Source organism: Photobacterium sp. DNB23_23_1 (assembly GCF_052873815.1).
This window is the reverse complement of the sequence record NZ_JBNNXT010000003.1, coordinates 42059-56981: the sequence shown is the minus strand read 5'-3', so window position 1 is coordinate 56981 and position 14923 is coordinate 42059. Positions and strand designations below refer to the sequence as shown.

16 protein-coding genes are annotated in these 14923 nt (G+C 51.0%); 9 read left to right on the top strand and 7 right to left on the bottom strand.

What is annotated here, in order from left to right:
* Window positions 1-159: 159 nt before the first annotated feature.
* The 4 genes from ACVA53_RS03155 to ACVA53_RS03140 form a co-directional block, all read right to left on the bottom strand.
* Window positions 160-405 carry a YecH family metal-binding protein gene (locus ACVA53_RS03155; protein WP_255040274.1) on the bottom strand — a complete coding sequence of 82 codons (246 nt, stop codon included), beginning with the start codon at window positions 403-405 and terminating at the stop codon, window positions 160-162.
* 97 nt (window positions 406-502) lie between these two features.
* Window positions 503-823, bottom strand: coding sequence for a putative signal transducing protein (locus ACVA53_RS03150; protein WP_255040273.1), 321 nt, complete (start codon window positions 821-823; stop codon window positions 503-505).
* An 80-nt stretch (window positions 824-903) separates the two neighbouring features.
* Window positions 904-1530: a lysoplasmalogenase gene (locus ACVA53_RS03145; protein ID WP_255040272.1), complete on the bottom strand. Its 627-nt coding sequence runs from the start codon at window positions 1528-1530 to the stop codon at window positions 904-906.
* Window positions 1531-2524: 994 nt separating this feature from the next.
* The gene (locus tag ACVA53_RS03140) at window positions 2525-2890 is read right to left on the bottom strand and encodes a DUF4145 domain-containing protein (protein ID WP_255040271.1); all 366 of its coding nucleotides are present in this window, start codon (window positions 2888-2890) and stop codon (window positions 2525-2527) included.
* 228 nt (window positions 2891-3118) lie between these two features.
* On the opposite strand from ACVA53_RS03140, the gene ACVA53_RS03135 reads away from it, so the two are divergent.
* Window positions 3119-3454, top strand: coding sequence for a DUF2500 domain-containing protein (locus ACVA53_RS03135; RefSeq protein WP_255040270.1), 336 nt, complete (start codon window positions 3119-3121; stop codon window positions 3452-3454).
* Window positions 3455-3471: 17 nt separating this feature from the next.
* Here the strand turns inward: ACVA53_RS03135 and ACVA53_RS03130 are convergent, their stop codons facing one another.
* A complete protein-coding gene (locus ACVA53_RS03130; RefSeq protein ID WP_255040269.1) occupies window positions 3472-4476 on the bottom strand; it encodes an acyltransferase in 1005 nt (334 codons plus the stop codon).
* A 155-nt stretch (window positions 4477-4631) separates the two neighbouring features.
* On the bottom strand, window positions 4632-5354 hold the full coding sequence (locus ACVA53_RS03125) for an SDR family oxidoreductase (protein WP_446504475.1): 723 nt from the start codon (window positions 5352-5354) through the stop codon (window positions 4632-4634).
* Between the two features lie 550 nt (window positions 5355-5904).
* Between ACVA53_RS03125 and ACVA53_RS03120 the strand changes: the two genes are divergently transcribed.
* The 4 genes from ACVA53_RS03120 to ACVA53_RS03105 all read left to right on the top strand — a co-directional run bounded on the left by ACVA53_RS03120 (window position 5905) and on the right by ACVA53_RS03105 (window position 10487).
* A complete protein-coding gene (locus ACVA53_RS03120; protein WP_255040267.1) occupies window positions 5905-7500 on the top strand; it encodes an AbgT family transporter in 1596 nt (531 codons plus the stop codon).
* A 135-nt stretch (window positions 7501-7635) separates the two neighbouring features.
* Window positions 7636-8475 (top strand): LysR family transcriptional regulator, encoded by an 840-nt coding sequence (locus ACVA53_RS03115; protein ID WP_255040266.1) that lies wholly within the window; start codon window positions 7636-7638, stop codon window positions 8473-8475.
* Window positions 8476-8590: 115 nt separating this feature from the next.
* Window positions 8591-9592, top strand: coding sequence for an alpha/beta fold hydrolase (locus ACVA53_RS03110; RefSeq protein ID WP_446504474.1), 1002 nt, complete (start codon window positions 8591-8593; stop codon window positions 9590-9592).
* A gap of 94 nt (window positions 9593-9686) precedes the next feature.
* On the top strand, window positions 9687-10487 hold the full coding sequence (locus ACVA53_RS03105; RefSeq protein ID WP_255040264.1) for a Cof-type HAD-IIB family hydrolase: 801 nt from the start codon (window positions 9687-9689) through the stop codon (window positions 10485-10487).
* Between the two features lie 59 nt (window positions 10488-10546).
* On the opposite strand, the gene ACVA53_RS03100 is transcribed toward ACVA53_RS03105, so the two are convergent.
* Window positions 10547-11005 carry an EVE domain-containing protein gene (locus tag ACVA53_RS03100; RefSeq protein WP_255040263.1) on the bottom strand — a complete coding sequence of 153 codons (459 nt, stop codon included), beginning with the start codon at window positions 11003-11005 and terminating at the stop codon, window positions 10547-10549.
* A gap of 67 nt (window positions 11006-11072) precedes the next feature.
* On the opposite strand from ACVA53_RS03100, the gene ACVA53_RS03095 reads away from it, so the two are divergent.
* The 4 genes from ACVA53_RS03095 to ACVA53_RS03080 all read left to right on the top strand — a co-directional run bounded on the left by ACVA53_RS03095 (window position 11073) and on the right by ACVA53_RS03080 (window position 14902).
* Complete coding sequence (locus tag ACVA53_RS03095) at window positions 11073-12116, top strand: COG3650 family protein (protein WP_446504473.1); 1044 nt, start codon at window positions 11073-11075, stop codon at window positions 12114-12116.
* Window positions 12117-12201: 85 nt separating this feature from the next.
* Window positions 12202-12783 (top strand): tRNA-uridine aminocarboxypropyltransferase, encoded by a 582-nt coding sequence (locus ACVA53_RS03090; protein ID WP_446504472.1) that lies wholly within the window; start codon window positions 12202-12204, stop codon window positions 12781-12783.
* A 94-nt stretch (window positions 12784-12877) separates the two neighbouring features.
* Complete coding sequence (locus ACVA53_RS03085) at window positions 12878-14308, top strand: coniferyl aldehyde dehydrogenase (protein ID WP_446504525.1); 1431 nt, start codon at window positions 12878-12880, stop codon at window positions 14306-14308.
* Window positions 14309-14332: 24 nt separating this feature from the next.
* Entirely contained in the window at window positions 14333-14902 is a 570-nt protein-coding gene (locus ACVA53_RS03080; RefSeq protein WP_255040259.1) for a TetR/AcrR family transcriptional regulator, read from the top strand.
* Window positions 14903-14923 lie beyond the last annotated feature (21 nt).

Sequence of the window (14923 nt, the reverse complement as noted above, 5' to 3'; positions counted from 1 at the left end):
CAGATAGAGAAAAAGTAAAAGAAGTATTAAGAATTAAGAACGATCAGCCAGAAAGCCAATCAGAGGCGGAGGAGTATAACAAAGCATCAGCAGGGTGGCGATATTTTTACCACCCATGTATCAAAGCGGCTAGCGGGCGCTAGCCAACTAAAAACAGAACTAGTGGTTGCACATCCGTTCACGGTTTGCCGCGACATACTCGCCGTCCTGTAGCACCTTACGACGATCTAATAGGAAAGTCATCAAAGCATCAAATGTCAGGTCTTGCTGGCTGCACGTATAGAAACGCACATCTTCGCCATATTCAGCAACAATCGCCTGCTTCAGGCTAGCAAAGGTATATGGGGTTTCAGCGGCCAATAACATATTCAACAGGTTATGGGCATGAACTTGATTATCACTCATCGTAAGTATTCTCTTCACCGCACAATTTCACCATTGTAACGGCCACCTGCAGCGGAATATTTGACCAAAAACAAATTAATGCATTTTATATGTATGTTTATAGCTCCGCCAACCTGTCCTGCCCGCACTGCCAACACAATTCGAACTGGCTGCCATTGGCCTCCCCACAAACCGGGCAGAACCACCCCGACGGATCGGCATGTTCATACTGCTCTAACAATAACTGGGCACTGGATTGCTGAGACGCTTTTACCCATAAGCCGACTTCTACCACATTGGCTGGCAGCTCACCGGCGGCGGCACCTAGCCCCTCGCCGCTGAGCTGAACCTCAATTTGCCTGGCTTCCAGCATCCCCTTAAGGCTATGCGCTTCAAGGGCGTTACCGGCATCGTAGATTTTACACCACACTTCTGACATAGCCTTCCCCATACCTGTTGCCTGCTACCAGTATGATCTACAGACAGGCTAATGGCTGGAATAGTTTCATTTATCAGTCACTACACGGCCAGCAAGGTGGCAACAAATAACGACTGGGCAAGAAAATAGCTGGTCATGATCATTGAGGTTGCCGCTTTAAACGGCCCACGAAAGCGATCAATCGCCAAACAGAGATCGGAAAACATAAAGATTGCCGCCCCAACAAAAGCCAACAGTGCCGGCGTTGTTGCTGTGGTTAGCCAAAATTCACCGGCCGCCCAGGCCATTTGGGAGATAACGGCAATATAGACAGCAACCGGTATCAGCATCTTTCCCAGCGAGGGCAGTAACAACAGGAAAACAATCACACCGGCGGCAGCCAGCATAGCAGGCAGCCACCAAACAATCTGGCTACCAAGCTGGGACCAGAACGCCACAGAATAACTGATATGCGCCAGGGCGAAGGCCACCAAGCCGGGGATAAACCGATCTTTGGGCCACATAAGAAAAACATCGCCCACAACAGACAATACCAGCCCCAACAAGATAGCCAAGTGATAGATCCCGCCATCACCAGCCGGCCACGCGACGACAAGCAACATTAGCAAAGTAACAGGCTTGAATAGATAAAATTGCCAGCGGGGACCATGGTACGCGGCTGTGATGTGTAGAAGAGCAGAAAGAGAAATGGCTAACCAAACCCACATAGTTTCACCGTTATTATTATGGAATTGCACAGGGCAAAATGCTGAGCACTCAGTGGCTAGCACAGTTTAGGATCTAACAGGCGATTGTCTAGCAAGGAAGGTCAATAACTAGCGGCGAATCATATTTATCATCAACTCAGCGGATCTTCTATGAACATCTTGATATCACCGATTAGAAAAACGAAATAGCAAACGTTTGGCATGGCTTAAACCTTCTTTTTTGTCTATAGCACTAGTCAGCACACTCAAAAGCAAAGCCAAAACACCGAGTACCCCCTCCAGAACAACAGTTAAAAGCCCTAAAATACAAAAAGATAAAAGACAAAAAAATATCTTTACCGTAATTTAACCACGCCCCAGTCAAAAACAGTACTTAGCGCTAATCACTTAAGGCAAATACATAAAACCAACGCAAATATGCACTTCAAAAGCTTATAGCTCGTTAAAAGTGACTAATCGACAAGTTGAAAGACAGCAATTAATACCACTTTCGATCAGCAAGGACGCTTGACGCCAATTTTAAAGCAAAAATACAAAAACCAAAAAATCACAATAAAAAAACAACCACTACACAATAAAAAAAACATAAAAACCAATAGATTAAAAACAACAAGCCATCAACCACCTCAATCAGAACAATTTTCAACCACGCCAAAAAACACAGTTCACTTAACCATACAAGGCTCAAACCAGCCTCCATAAATTATTTTTATGACAACAATATGACAATTCAGCTTGATAAAAGCATAAAATAAGTGCTATTCTTATTTACAACATCAACTCAGCAGCTACAAGGAGCCTCTGCATGTTCACACCTTCACAAAAACAAGGCCTTATGATGATCGCAGTGGTTGTCGGATTAATGACGCTGCCAGTGATTTATTAAGCAAAAAAAATTCAAAAAAAAGGTGCCTTTCGGCACCTTTTTTGTTTTATCCAATAAATTCCATTCGCCAGAGAAGTCTATACCACAGACTGTTGACCTTACCACCCGTTAAGGGGTCAAATCGATCCGGTGCCAATGAAGGGAATAGAACCATATTGCCAGCGCAGTCACCCCAACAACCAATAATACAGCTGCCGTCCAGACAAAACGGCCACTTCGCGGGGTAAGTTCCTTTTCGCAGGCATTACAAGCAGCAATAAACCCTTTCTTGTCGTCGAGTTTATACCCTTCTTCATGCACGGTTTTGTTACGGACAGAAGCTATAAAACGTAACTTTGGAATAATTTCGTGTGGCAGGCGTTCTTCACAACTAGTGATCAGCTGGTGCAAGCCCTTGCCCTCAGCATGGTAATGCTCACGCAATAGGCTTTCAATCCGCCTTGAACGTGTTACCACTAACTCAATGTTTGCCATCTAATCTCTTCCTTGCTCACTCTTTCTACTAACTTACCTCGACTTTGCACTAAAGCAAAGTACTGCGTCTCCCAGAGAGCGCAGATACCACCAAGGAATACTTGCAGGACTGGGTCGTATATCCATTAAAACCATACTTGCAGCGATCACGCTTTTTACGACTGATCATATCCAGTAATCAAGACTTGCCCAATAATGAGTTCTCGTTGCGTACAACAAGGAAGTCCTATGCCAACCAGCGTTCCCATTATCATCCTAGCTCTGCTAGCCATTGCTATATTTTGCTTCATCCGAGTCTACCGCCAACACACCGTGGGTGAGAATGCCCCGGAAAAGCAAGCCGAAGTCCAGATCCTCGACAAGCAAAGCTCACCGGTTATTGGTGCTCGCCAGGGGGAGGACGACGAGGAATACTGGATTTATGTGCAGCCGACAAAAGGCGGGCCAAAACGTGAGTTTATGGTGGGTATCCATTATTTCCATGCCCTTAACCCAGGAGATAAGGGAATCATGACCTACCAAGGCGTCACATTCCGCCACTTTGCTCGACACCGGGATGAGTGAGCTTTTTGGCCTCAAACTCAAGGCACTAACCAAGCGGTTTTAGGGCTTTTTCCCAATAGCCAGCTGGCAGCAAGGGCCAATGCCGTGATGATCACCGTCCAGAACGGGATCATCAGCACCGGTGGCAGGAAGTACCAGTCATACGCCCTTACTGGCCATAAAAAGATAGGGTGAAGTAAATAGATCCCAAGGCTATAGCGGCTCATAAAGGCCAGCTTATCAAGCCAGCCTTCGCTGATCTTATCTGCCACATACCTGCCCAGCGCAAAAATCATTGCGGCGATAAGCGCGGTATTGAGTGTTTTGTAAGACATCCAGCGGCCAACCTGGTATTCCCCGGCAGCAAAACTATTGCTCAACACCATGGCATCGGTTAGCAGCAGCGCTACGATACCCAGAGGCAGTAGCCACTTCAAGCTCGGCCAACGCAGCTGATACACGCAGTAGCCAAACAGTAAGTAACCACTATACAAAACCAGCTCATGGTTCCAAGGGCCATCAATTTTGAACAGGAACGAGGTTGTCAGAGCCAGCCATACCCAGGTCAGGGCCAGTGTCGTCTGCCTGTCGTAATGCTGGACAAAGTGGCGCAGGAAAGGCACAACGAAATAGAGCGGGATAAAGTAATAGAAAAACCCAAGGTGGTAGTAGGTTTCATGTACCGGCAGTGCCTTTAACGTTTCGAGCGCCACATCACCATTAAACCCCGCAGGCGACACGCCTGATAACCAAGCATAAAACACCGACCATACCAGAAAAGGCAGCAATACCTTACCGAGTCGACGGCGGACATAATAGCCAAGTTCAAACGGCCGGGTGTCAGTCAACATCAAGGCGCCAGTGATCATAATAAAGATGGGTACTGCCCAGCGGCTGAAACTATTAAAAGTGGTCGCGGTTACCCAACCGCTATCGGGCATCACTCCAAACTGATCTCGATAAGGGCCCAGTACGTGTATGACTACCACCGCGACAGCGGCGACACAGCGCAACACATCAAAAAAACGAACCTTCTCCCTCACCCCAGCCCCCTCACTGCACAAACTAAAAAGGGTATCCCGTTGGGATACCCTTTTGAATATAGCAGGCGATTAATATTAAGTAACTGAATAGGCGTGGATTTGCAGACAAAATCACCCAACACTGACATTCAGAATAAACACATCTCTGCTAACCCTTATGGCTGTTGACGAGTCGCAGCCAACACGATTTCACGAATACACAGATGCTGCGGCTGCTGATAAGCATAATTAATGGCATTGGCAATATCCTGCGGCGCAATGACTCCCCCCATCCCGTCTTTCCACTCTTCATAGCCCGCTTTAATCGCATCACTGGTAGTGTGGCTTAGCAGTTCGGTGTCCACCGCGCCAGGAGCAATCGTAATAAAGCGCACGTTGTCGTCAGCCACTTCTTCACGAATATTTTCAGTAATTGCATGAACCGCGAACTTGGTACCACAATAAGCGGCATGGTTAGGGAACGTCTTGCGACCAGCCACCGAGCTGATATTGATCACGGTCCCGCCCTGGCGTGCTTTCATCTTGGCCAGCACCGCATGAATACCGTTTAGCAGGCCCAGCACGTTAACATCAAACATCGTTTTCCATTCAGCGGGATCTTGCTCATGGGCAAGGCCAAGCAACATCATTCCAGCATTATTGATCAGACAATCCACCGGGCCGAACTGAGCTTCCGCTTCCTCTATTGCCGCAGAAAATGCCGGGGCATCGGTTACATCCACTTGGCGGCAAAGGGTATTTGGCAGCCTCAACGCCGTCATTCGATCAATACGACGAGCCAGCAATAATAGAGGGTGACCTTGTGCTGATAATGTTCTGGCTGTCGCCTCACCAATACCAGAACTTGCGCCAGTGATCACAACGAGAGACTTAGACATAGTTTCACCTTATATAGAAAGAGACAATCACCCCGGGCGTTTTCCCGCCAGGATATTACCAGTGGCCACCAGCAGATGGGCGCTACTATAACGGTCTAATCCCTTAGTGAAAAATATCGATTACCTCTGCTTATCATAAGTTTTAGCTATGGATACCCTTACTTCCAATCTGTGCCCCACTAAAAATGATAACCGGCCGTTAATATAATGCTACCAGGCGAATTTAATTGGAGGAAAATTACCCTTTTTGTGAATATAAGCACGGCTTTTTCGGGCTGCTATTTCTAATCAATTGATATCCGGTTATTGAGCAAAGGTTAACAAACCAAAAATGGACAACCTATTTCATAAAAATCAACACTAACAAACGGAATAACCATCACACAAACAGCACAAAAAAACCAAAAATTAACAATAACCAGACAAAAAATAAGCAATCGACATATTTTGACACAATTATATCTTGTTTGTGACGTTAACAATGGCGTAACCTTCCACGCGACAAAAGATGTACCCATTGATGGGATTAAAACGATAAATGGAGGTCGTGATGCATTCATCTGCTTCACCGCAAACACAACAACAACCGAAGAAAACGTTATTTACCCGTTTTCTAGATACCGTCGAGTGGCTAGGCAACCTGCTACCACACCCAATTACCCTTTTTGCCCTTTTCTGTGTGGCTATTCTGGTGCTATCCGGTATTGCCGGCTACTTCGGCGTCTCTGTCGTCGACCCACGCCCAGAAGGCGCAGCGGGCCGGGCTGCTGACGGGATGATTCATGTTGTAAGCCTATTCAATGCAGAAGGCCTACAACGAATCGTTGCTAACTTGGTAACCAACTTCACCGGTTTTGCCCCTCTAGGTACCGTACTGGTCGCTATGTTGGGTGTGGCGATTGCCGAGCACTCAGGCATGCTGTCATCAGCTATGCGTGGTTTGGTTATGGGCGCATCAAAGCGCATGGTAACCTTCGTGGTTATTTTCGCCGGTATCATTTCAAACACAGCGTCTGAGCTAGGCTACGTGGTACTGGTACCGCTAGCAGCTATGCTATTCCACTCTCTGGGCCGCCACCCGCTAGCAGGTCTAGCTGCGGCGTTTGCCGGTGTATCTGGTGGCTACAGTGCTAACCTTCTGCTTGGTACGGTTGACCCGTTGCTATCGGGCATTACCCAGACAGCAGCACAAATGATCGATCCGAACTACTCTGTTGGCCCTGAGGCTAACTGGTACTTCATGTTTGCATCAACCTTTGCTATCACCATCATGGGTGCGTTTGTTACCGAAAAGATTGTTGAACCGAAACTGGGTAAATACAACCCGGAAGAAGCCAGTGAAGATCTCGGTAGCGACAAGCTTGGCAAAATCACCGCTCTTGAGAAGAAAGGCCTGAAAATGGCAGGTCTTGCCGCTCTTGTTGTGGCAGGCATGCTAGCACTGACCATCGTGCCGGAAAATGGTATCTTGCGTCACCCTGAAACGGGCATGGTTGCAGGTTCACCGTTCTTGAAAGGTATCGTCGCCTTCATCTTCGTTTTCTTCGCTGTTCCTGGCTTTGTCTACGGTAAAGTTGTCGGCACCATGAAGAATGACCGCGATGTGATTGATGCGATGTCAAAATCCATGTCTTCAATGGGCATGTACATCGTACTGGTGTTCTTCGCCGCTCAGTTCGTGGCTTTCTTTAGCTGGACTAACTTCGGACAGGTGTTCGCCGTTGGCGGTGCTGACTTCCTGCAGTCAATCGGTCTGACTGGCCCAGCACTGTTCTTTGCCTTCATCCTGATGTGTGGCTTCATCAACCTAATGCTAGGTTCGGCATCGGCACAGTGGGCGGTAACGGCACCGATCTTTGTCCCTATGCTAATGCTGGTTGGCTATGCACCGGAAACCATTCAGGCGGCTTACCGTATCGGTGACTCGGTGACCAACATTATCACGCCGATGATGAGCTACTTTGGTATGATCCTAGCGGTAGCAACTCGCTACAAGAAGAACCTAGGCCTAGGTACGCTGATCTCCACCATGCTGCCTTACTCACTCGTCTTCATCGTTGGCTGGAGCCTGATGTTCTACGTATGGGTATTCGTATTCGGTGTGCCTGTTGGTCCAGGCGCTGCGACCTACTACAGCGTAGGCTAACACGACACTCTGTTACCAAAGCCGGGCTTATGCCCGGCTTTGTATTTTCAGCCCCACACTCACATCCTCAATAGCGTTATTTTTCAAGGCGCTTTGCTATCATAAGCTCCATCACTTGCCAGCTTGAGCACTCCCATGGATCTCCGCCTCCTGCGCTTTTTTGTCACCGTCTACGAAGAGAAGAACATCACCCTCGCTGCCGAGCGCTGCTTTGTCTCCCAGCCATCGATATCCAACGCCATCAAACAGCTAGAAGCTGAGCTCAATACCACCTTGTTCGAGCGTCACAAGAAAGGGGTCAACCTGACCGACGAGGCCCATTACCTTTATCCACTGGCCGTCAGGTTGCTCGGGGACGTCAATCGTCTACCGGTGTTGTTCCAGCAGCGCACTGAGTGCCTGCCACTCAAGTTAGCCAATTTCCCCGACCTGAGCCAAGCCGCCCTTGCCAGGGTTTTCCGCTGCCTCAATGAACATATTCCGAATGTACTATTAGAATTGGTAGATCATGATGTGCCCGCGGATGCGCGCCTGACGCTCGATATGTTCAAACAAAACGGTGAGATTTTTCTGCCGCTGTGGGAGGAGGATTATGTTCTGTGCATGCTGCCATCCCATCCGCTGGCCAAACTGGACAAGGTCAAACCGGAACAGCTCCACCAGCATGATTTTATCGAATGCCCGCCGTGCGAAGCCCACCAGCAAACTATCGGCCTACTAGCCTGCGACGGGCTGGCGGTCAATCTGGTTGCCAAGGCCGAGCATAAAACTCAAGTGATGCATCTGGTACAGGCCGGCCTTGGCATTTCCTTCCTACCAACCGGGGTGCTGGAGACCGCCAAGGAGCTGGTCACCGTCCCGCTTGATGGGCCACGGATGTTTCGCCGGCTCGGGTTATGTTACCCGGCCAACAAGACACTAAATCCAGCTCTAACCGAAACGGTGAAGGCTCTGAGCCAATTTGTACGGCAGTAAGCGTACGGGCGGAAGTGGGGGGATCTAATCCCCCCCAAAGCTGTAGCGCCTTATGGCAACATCTTGTATGGCATTGGGTTATACTTGGCCCAGATGCTGTTAACCGAGATGATAAATGACTGTCCAGCCCCCCTCTTTTTTTGATCTATCCCAAGAAAGCTGCTTTGAAGAGACCATGGCCGGGCCCGTCGCCAACCTGTGGCAACAGCGTCAAGAGGGCATGTTCCAGGGAAGCAACCACACCAATATTGGCTGGGTCGCCTTGACCGGCAACAATCCAGATAAAGCCATTATTGTGGTTAACGGCCGGGTTGAAAGCTACTGGAAATACCAAGAGCTTTTTTATGACCTCGTTCGCCAGGGCTACGATATTTTTGCCCTTGACCATAGGGGCCAAGGCGTCTCCGACCGAATAGCCGAAGATACCGAGTTGGGCCATGTCGGCCACTTCGATGACTATGTTAACGATTTAGACACCTTCATCGAGTCAGTGGTCAAGCCCAAAGGCTACCAACAGCTATTTATGCTCGGCCACTCGATGGGGGGAACAATTACCAGCCTGTATCTGGCCCGCCATCCCGGTTCTATTGAGCGGGCAGTACTCAGCGCTCCGATGCACGGCATCAACATCAACAAGTGGATGCGCCCTATTGCCTCGCCCCTTGCCCGGGCGATGGAACAGCTGCAGGGCCAGCCAAGCTATGCGCCGGGACAGGTTCCCTATTACCCCAAACCCTTTAGCAACAACCCGTTGACCCAGAGCAAGGTTCGCTACCAGTGGTTTCGAGATCTCTACGAGCACAAGCCGGAACTGAAAGTCGGTGGCCCGAGCGCCCGTTGGGTGTGGCAAGGTTTGGCGGCGGCCAAGCGCTGCATCAGCGAGGCGGGCAGCATTTCCACCCCGATCCTACTGCTACAGGCCAGCGAAGATACCATCATCGATAATGCCGCCCAGCAACAGTTTCATCAGGCCATGGTGCAAGCCAACCGTGACTGCCAGTTCAAGGTTATTGAAGGCGCTCGCCACGAGCTGCTGTTCGAGACCGATACCTACCGCAGTCCGGCGCTGATCTCTGCCCTGGAGCATTTCCGGAAAGCGGAAATACCCAACGGATAAAATAGCCTCCTTTCTCTTGGGGGAACTGGTTTAATATTGCACTGTTCCCCCAGTGCTTCGGCGTTGGGCCTCTGTTTCTACCGCGAGAGGTTTCATGTACCAAATTATTGCATCGGATCTGGATGGCACTCTGCTAACACCAGACCATAAGATTGCCCCATTTACTAAAGATACCCTCAACCAGCTTCACCACCAGGGTAAAGACTTCATCTTCGCCACCGGCCGTCACCACATTGATGTAGCGGGGCTGCGCGAGCAATTGGGGATCCCGGCTTACATGATCACCTCCAACGGCGCCCGGGTACACAACTGCAAGAACGAAGTGATCTTCAAGCAGGATGTCCAACCCGAGGTCATTACCGGCATCATTGCGATGACCAAACAGGATCCGGAGCTGAGAATCCATATCTACCGCAACGATGATTGGCTGCTGAACCAGGAAGATCCAACCCTACGCGAGTTCCATGATAGCTTCAGCTACCAGCTGTTTGATGTCGAGAACCCACCGCTAGAAGGCGTGGCCAAGCTTTTCTTCACCCGCGACGACCGCGATCATGACAAGTTGGTGGAGTGGGAAAATAAAATCAACGCCGAGTTTGGCAACCAGGCCAATGTCGCCTTTTCGACCCCGTGGTGTCTTGAAGTCATGGATACAGGTGTATCCAAAGGCCATGCTCTGGAAGCCGTTGCCAAAGAAAAGGGCTATGCGTTGGCTGATTGTATTGCCTTCGGTGACGGGATGAACGATGTCGAGATGCTAACCATGGCTGGCAAGGGCTTAGTAATGGGTACTTCCCATGCCAAGGTCAAGGCAGCCCTGCCCGACAACGAGATGATCGGCGACTGCAGCGATGAGGCAGTGGCCCACTACCTCAGTGAACGTTTTCTTAAGTAAGGCCCACAGCGGAAAAACGATCAGGAAGCAGTTGAGCTGCTTCCTTTTGTGCCGCGGTGTTAAAACTGCCCGGTCATCTGCAGGATTTCATGCCATTGGTCTTCGCTAACGGGCATGATACTGAGGCGATTGCCCCGCTTGACCAGCGGCATCTCAGACAAAGCGGGATTGGCTTTCATCCGCTTCAATGACACAAGACGCAAGTGACGGCGATATTCGATATCCACCATGATCCAGCGCGGATTGTCCGGGGCGGATTTCGGGTCGAAATACGGCCCCTCAGGATCAAACTGGAAATGGTCTGGATAGGCTTCGCGCACCACCTCGGCAATCCCCACCACACCGACATCCTTGCAGGAAGAATGGTAAATCAACACCTGATCCCCTAGCTTTATAGCATCACGCATCATATTTCGCGCCTGATAGTTCCTGACACCTTCCCAGCAGGAAACTTTTTGCTGCTTGAGCGTGTCTATCGAAAAGGTGTCCGGCTCTGTCTTGAATAACCAATACGCCATTCTGATACTCTTTTATTTATCTGGTATAACTGACTTTATACCCAGCCTATCACAACGAGGGATCCCGATGATATGCCGACAACTGCCCCTGGTACCAATAGCCGCCGCCCTGCTGCTAGCAGGCTGTGCCAGTGATCCTGCCACCGGTCCAACGCCAGAAGAAGAAGCGCTAACCACCCCTGACGTGTCCACCAGTAGCGGCAAGGTACAGGCTTTTATGCTGCGCGGTCAGGTCGTCTTCGGCCACGAAAGCCGCAGCATCCAGCCATGTGGTAGCAATCAACAGTATTGGCTGCATCTGCCAGCCGGTGATCTGCCTGCCGCTAATGCGGTCGCACCACGCGGATACGAGCCGATGTACGGCGAGTTTATCGGTTATCTCGAACCGGCACCGGAAGAGGGATTTGCCGCCAGCTACAATGCCCGTTTCAACGTCAAACAAATCAATTTACTGGCCAGCGAGATGAATCAGGCCTGCCAGCAACCGCCACGTAAGACACGGGCATTTGGCAATGAACCAGGCTGGACTGTCGAAATCGCCGAGGACACCGTTTCTCTCAGCCGGATCAGCTACCCGACCCAGCAGCAGGCGATTTCCAGCCGCGATATCCGCTCAGGGCAGCAAACTTACAAGGGGAGAGACTTCACCCTGACCATGACTCAGGCCCAGTGCAACGACACCATGAGCGATGCCCTTTATGGCTGGCAGTCGACGCTGATATGGCAAGGCACGGAATATACCGGTTGCGCCACACTCGGAGCCACCGATGTTACCCAGCATTGGGTCGGCCAATATCAGGGCCACAGCGATTTGGGTGTCACAGTCCTGACAACCACACTAAACCTGCTGCCGGATCACTCGGCGGTCACCGCGTACAGCTACAGTGATGGACAGCCGGGGCTGAGCGAGAAGGGCTTCTGGCAACAAGCCGGCAATGGCAAGATAAAAGTCACTATGGCCCAGTATCAAGGCCGCCGATTGATCAGTGAAAGGCTATTTACCCGTGAAGGTGGCCAATTGTCGACCCGCCAAGAGGTCATTAACGGTGAAACCTATGATCTGGGCGAAAGTGGCCTGACCCTCGACAAACTCAGTCCAATCCAAGAGTAGACCGCTCTTAAAGCAAGAAGCCTTCCACTTTTCCTTTCGGTTATGCCACACTCCGTGGCATAACCCTTAGGCCAGACTGACCATCATGACCACACCCTGCCCACGCTGCGGCTTTCACCACAATTGCATCTGTGATGCCGAGCCGACTCTGGCCTGTTCGCATGCTTTTGTCTTGCTCACCCACCCAAAGGAAATGGGCAAAGACACCAACACTGGCCAGTTGATGGAGCGCAGCCTGCCCCACTGCCTACGCCAAATATGGGATCGAGTCACCCCTCCGCAAGCGCTGCTGGATATGCTAGCCGATCCCCAGTACCAACCGTGGTTGCTGTTCCCTGGTGATGACAACATGCCTGCGGTGCCATACCAATCCAGTGACGGCAAAACAGCACTATTTATCCTGATCGATGCCACCTGGCAGGAAGCGCGCAAGATGATCCGCCGCAGCCCGTGGCTGGCTAGCTTGCCGCGTATAGCGTTCACCCCAAAGGGCGATTCGGCTTACGCCTTGCGCCGTAATCAACAAGCAGGCAACCTGTGTACCTGCGAAGCCGGGATCGCCTTGCTCGAAACCACAGGCTTCAACCAAGATGCCGAGCAGTTACAACAATACTTTAATGCCTTTATTGAAGTGTTCCACGCCGATAAAAGTGGCCACAAAAAATAATAAAGGGAATTTCCAGCGCCGCGTCAGGGAAAGTCTTCTATACTAAAACCGACTGACTAGTCGGTTTTATTGATAGGGAGACCCACCGATGACTGTGGCCGAGAATACCCAGATCCAGCCAGCATACTGCACCGACATGGACCGCACGCTTACCGCCCAGCAAGAGGCCTTCAGAGAAGCAGCCATGCCTTCTCTTGACGAACGTAAAAGCCAGCTAACCGCCCTCAAGCGCGCCATCAAACAGCACCGGGAGACGCTCTGCCAAGCTCTGGCCAAGGATTATGGCCAGCGTCACTGCCAAGACTCCCTTGTCGCCGATATTGTCCCCTGCATCAATAACATCAACTACACCCTGAAAAAACTCAAAGGCTGGATGAAACCATCCAAACGCCATGCCGGATTGATGCTCTTCCCCGCCAAGGTCGCCGTCCACTACCAACCGGTCGGTGTAGTGGGTATCGTCGTGCCGTGGAACTTCCCGGTGATGCTCAGCCTCGGGCCGTTGATTTCAGCTTTGGCCGCAGGCAACCGGGCGATGATCAAACTGAGCGAATTTACCCCTGCCACCAATCAGGTGCTCCGTACTCTCATTGAGGAAACCTTCCAGTCCGATCACGTGGCGGTGTTCGAGGGCGAGGCTGATGCCGCAGCCCACTTCACCCAGCTGCCGTTTGACCACCTGCTGTTTACCGGCTCTACCGCTATCGGCCACCATGTAATGCGATCTGCTGCCGATAACCTGACACCTGTGACCCTCGAGTTGGGAGGAAAATCGCCGGTCATTGTCGCGCAAGACATGTCTATCGCCTTGGCAGTAGAACGAACATTATTCGGTAAATGCATGAATGCCGGGCAGATCTGTGTTGCCCCCGACTATATTCTGGTGCCCAAAGGGCAAGCCCAAGCCTTTATCGACAGCTTTATCGAACAATTCAACCGCCATTATCCTGGTGGGGTGGACAATCCGGATTTTGCCTCAGTGATCAACGACCGCCAATACCAACGTCTGTGCCAGTGGCTTGACGAGGCCAAGCAGCTCGGGGCCAATGTCTTTCCGTGCCACGAGAAAGCGCGCAGCGATGCTCACCACCGGTTGGTCCCCCACCTGCTCAGCCATGTTCCAGCGCAGGCAACAGTCATGCAGGAAGAAATTTTCGGCCCGCTGCTACCAGTTGTTGAATACAATAAGCTGGCCGATGCCATGGATTTTATTAAGCAACGTTCGCGCCCACTGGCACTGTATTTAATGAGCCAGGATCCAGCCGCCCAACAGCAGGTCCGTGACGGAACGATATCAGGCGGGATGGCAATCAACGAAACCCTGTTGCAAGTAGCGGCCGATGATGCCCCGTTTGGAGGTATTGGCCCGTCCGGAATGGGGCATTACCACGGCAAAGAAGGCTTCCTTACCTTCTCTAAGGCCAAAACAGTGCTGAAACAGCATAAGTTCTCCACCACAGGGCTGATCAAACCCCCTTATAATCGCTGGTGGCAAAAGCTGATGTTGGCTTTCTTTATGCGCTAAAAATACAGTGCAAGCAGGAGCACAATGAAAAGACAGCAATTACTTGATAACGCACTGGCCCTGTTTGTTGCCAACGGGGTACAGGCAACATCGACCGCCAGCATTGCTCGTAAGGCGGGGGTCGCCACTGGCACCCTGTTCCACCACTTTGCCAACAAACAAGACTTGGTAGATACCCTGTACCTTGAGGCCAAGCAAGATTTGGCCCAGGTATTATCCGCCCCGCCCGATACCACAGCATTAGAAGATCAACTTCAGCAGCTATGGAGCCGAGCGTTGGAGTGGGCGGTAACCCATCCCAACCAACTCAAACTGATGCTCCAGCTCAACCACGACCCAGCCTACCCTATAAGCCGCCACCAAGATCTAATGCTAACGACCATGGGCTTCATTGGTGAAAGGGTCGAACAAGCGCAACGCCAAGGGCAGCTAGCTCCCTTACCGGTGCCGCTGGTCCTCAGCTTTTTTCGCCAACACTTCCTGAGCACAGCCCAGCTGTTTATCGAGCAACCTGAACTGGGTCAGCAGACACAATACCAACAAGGGGCATTCCAGATCCTCTGGCAAGGGCTACAACCGGTCACCCAACCCTAAAATACAACGATAAGAAAACCC

What these genes read in the sequence shown, in the direction of transcription:
- ACVA53_RS03110 (WP_446504474.1), top strand. Translation starts at nt 8,591, where the DNA reads ATGACTGTCCAGCCCCCCTCTTTTTTTGATCTATCCCAAGAAAGCTGC.
- ACVA53_RS03090 (WP_446504472.1), top strand. Translation starts at nt 12,202, where the DNA reads ATGACCACACCCTGCCCACGCTGCGGCTTTCACCACAATTGCATCTGT.
- ACVA53_RS03135 (WP_255040270.1), top strand. Translation starts at nt 3,119, where the DNA reads ATGCCAACCAGCGTTCCCATTATCATCCTAGCTCTGCTAGCCATTGCT.
- ACVA53_RS03115 (WP_255040266.1), top strand. Translation starts at nt 7,636, where the DNA reads ATGGATCTCCGCCTCCTGCGCTTTTTTGTCACCGTCTACGAAGAGAAG.
- ACVA53_RS03120 (WP_255040267.1), top strand. Translation starts at nt 5,905, where the DNA reads ATGCATTCATCTGCTTCACCGCAAACACAACAACAACCGAAGAAAACG.
- ACVA53_RS03095 (WP_446504473.1), top strand. Translation starts at nt 11,073, where the DNA reads ATGATATGCCGACAACTGCCCCTGGTACCAATAGCCGCCGCCCTGCTG.
- ACVA53_RS03145 (WP_255040272.1), bottom strand. Translation starts at nt 1,530, where the DNA reads ATGTGGGTTTGGTTAGCCATTTCTCTTTCTGCTCTTCTACACATCACA.
- ACVA53_RS03125 (WP_446504475.1), bottom strand. Translation starts at nt 5,354, where the DNA reads ATGTCTAAGTCTCTCGTTGTGATCACTGGCGCAAGTTCTGGTATTGGT.
- ACVA53_RS03155 (WP_255040274.1), bottom strand. Translation starts at nt 405, where the DNA reads ATGAGTGATAATCAAGTTCATGCCCATAACCTGTTGAATATGTTATTG.
- ACVA53_RS03080 (WP_255040259.1), top strand. Translation starts at nt 14,333, where the DNA reads ATGAAAAGACAGCAATTACTTGATAACGCACTGGCCCTGTTTGTTGCC.
- ACVA53_RS03105 (WP_255040264.1), top strand. Translation starts at nt 9,687, where the DNA reads ATGTACCAAATTATTGCATCGGATCTGGATGGCACTCTGCTAACACCA.
- ACVA53_RS03100 (WP_255040263.1), bottom strand. Translation starts at nt 11,005, where the DNA reads ATGGCGTATTGGTTATTCAAGACAGAGCCGGACACCTTTTCGATAGAC.
- ACVA53_RS03140 (WP_255040271.1), bottom strand. Translation starts at nt 2,890, where the DNA reads ATGGCAAACATTGAGTTAGTGGTAACACGTTCAAGGCGGATTGAAAGC.
- ACVA53_RS03150 (WP_255040273.1), bottom strand. Translation starts at nt 823, where the DNA reads ATGTCAGAAGTGTGGTGTAAAATCTACGATGCCGGTAACGCCCTTGAA.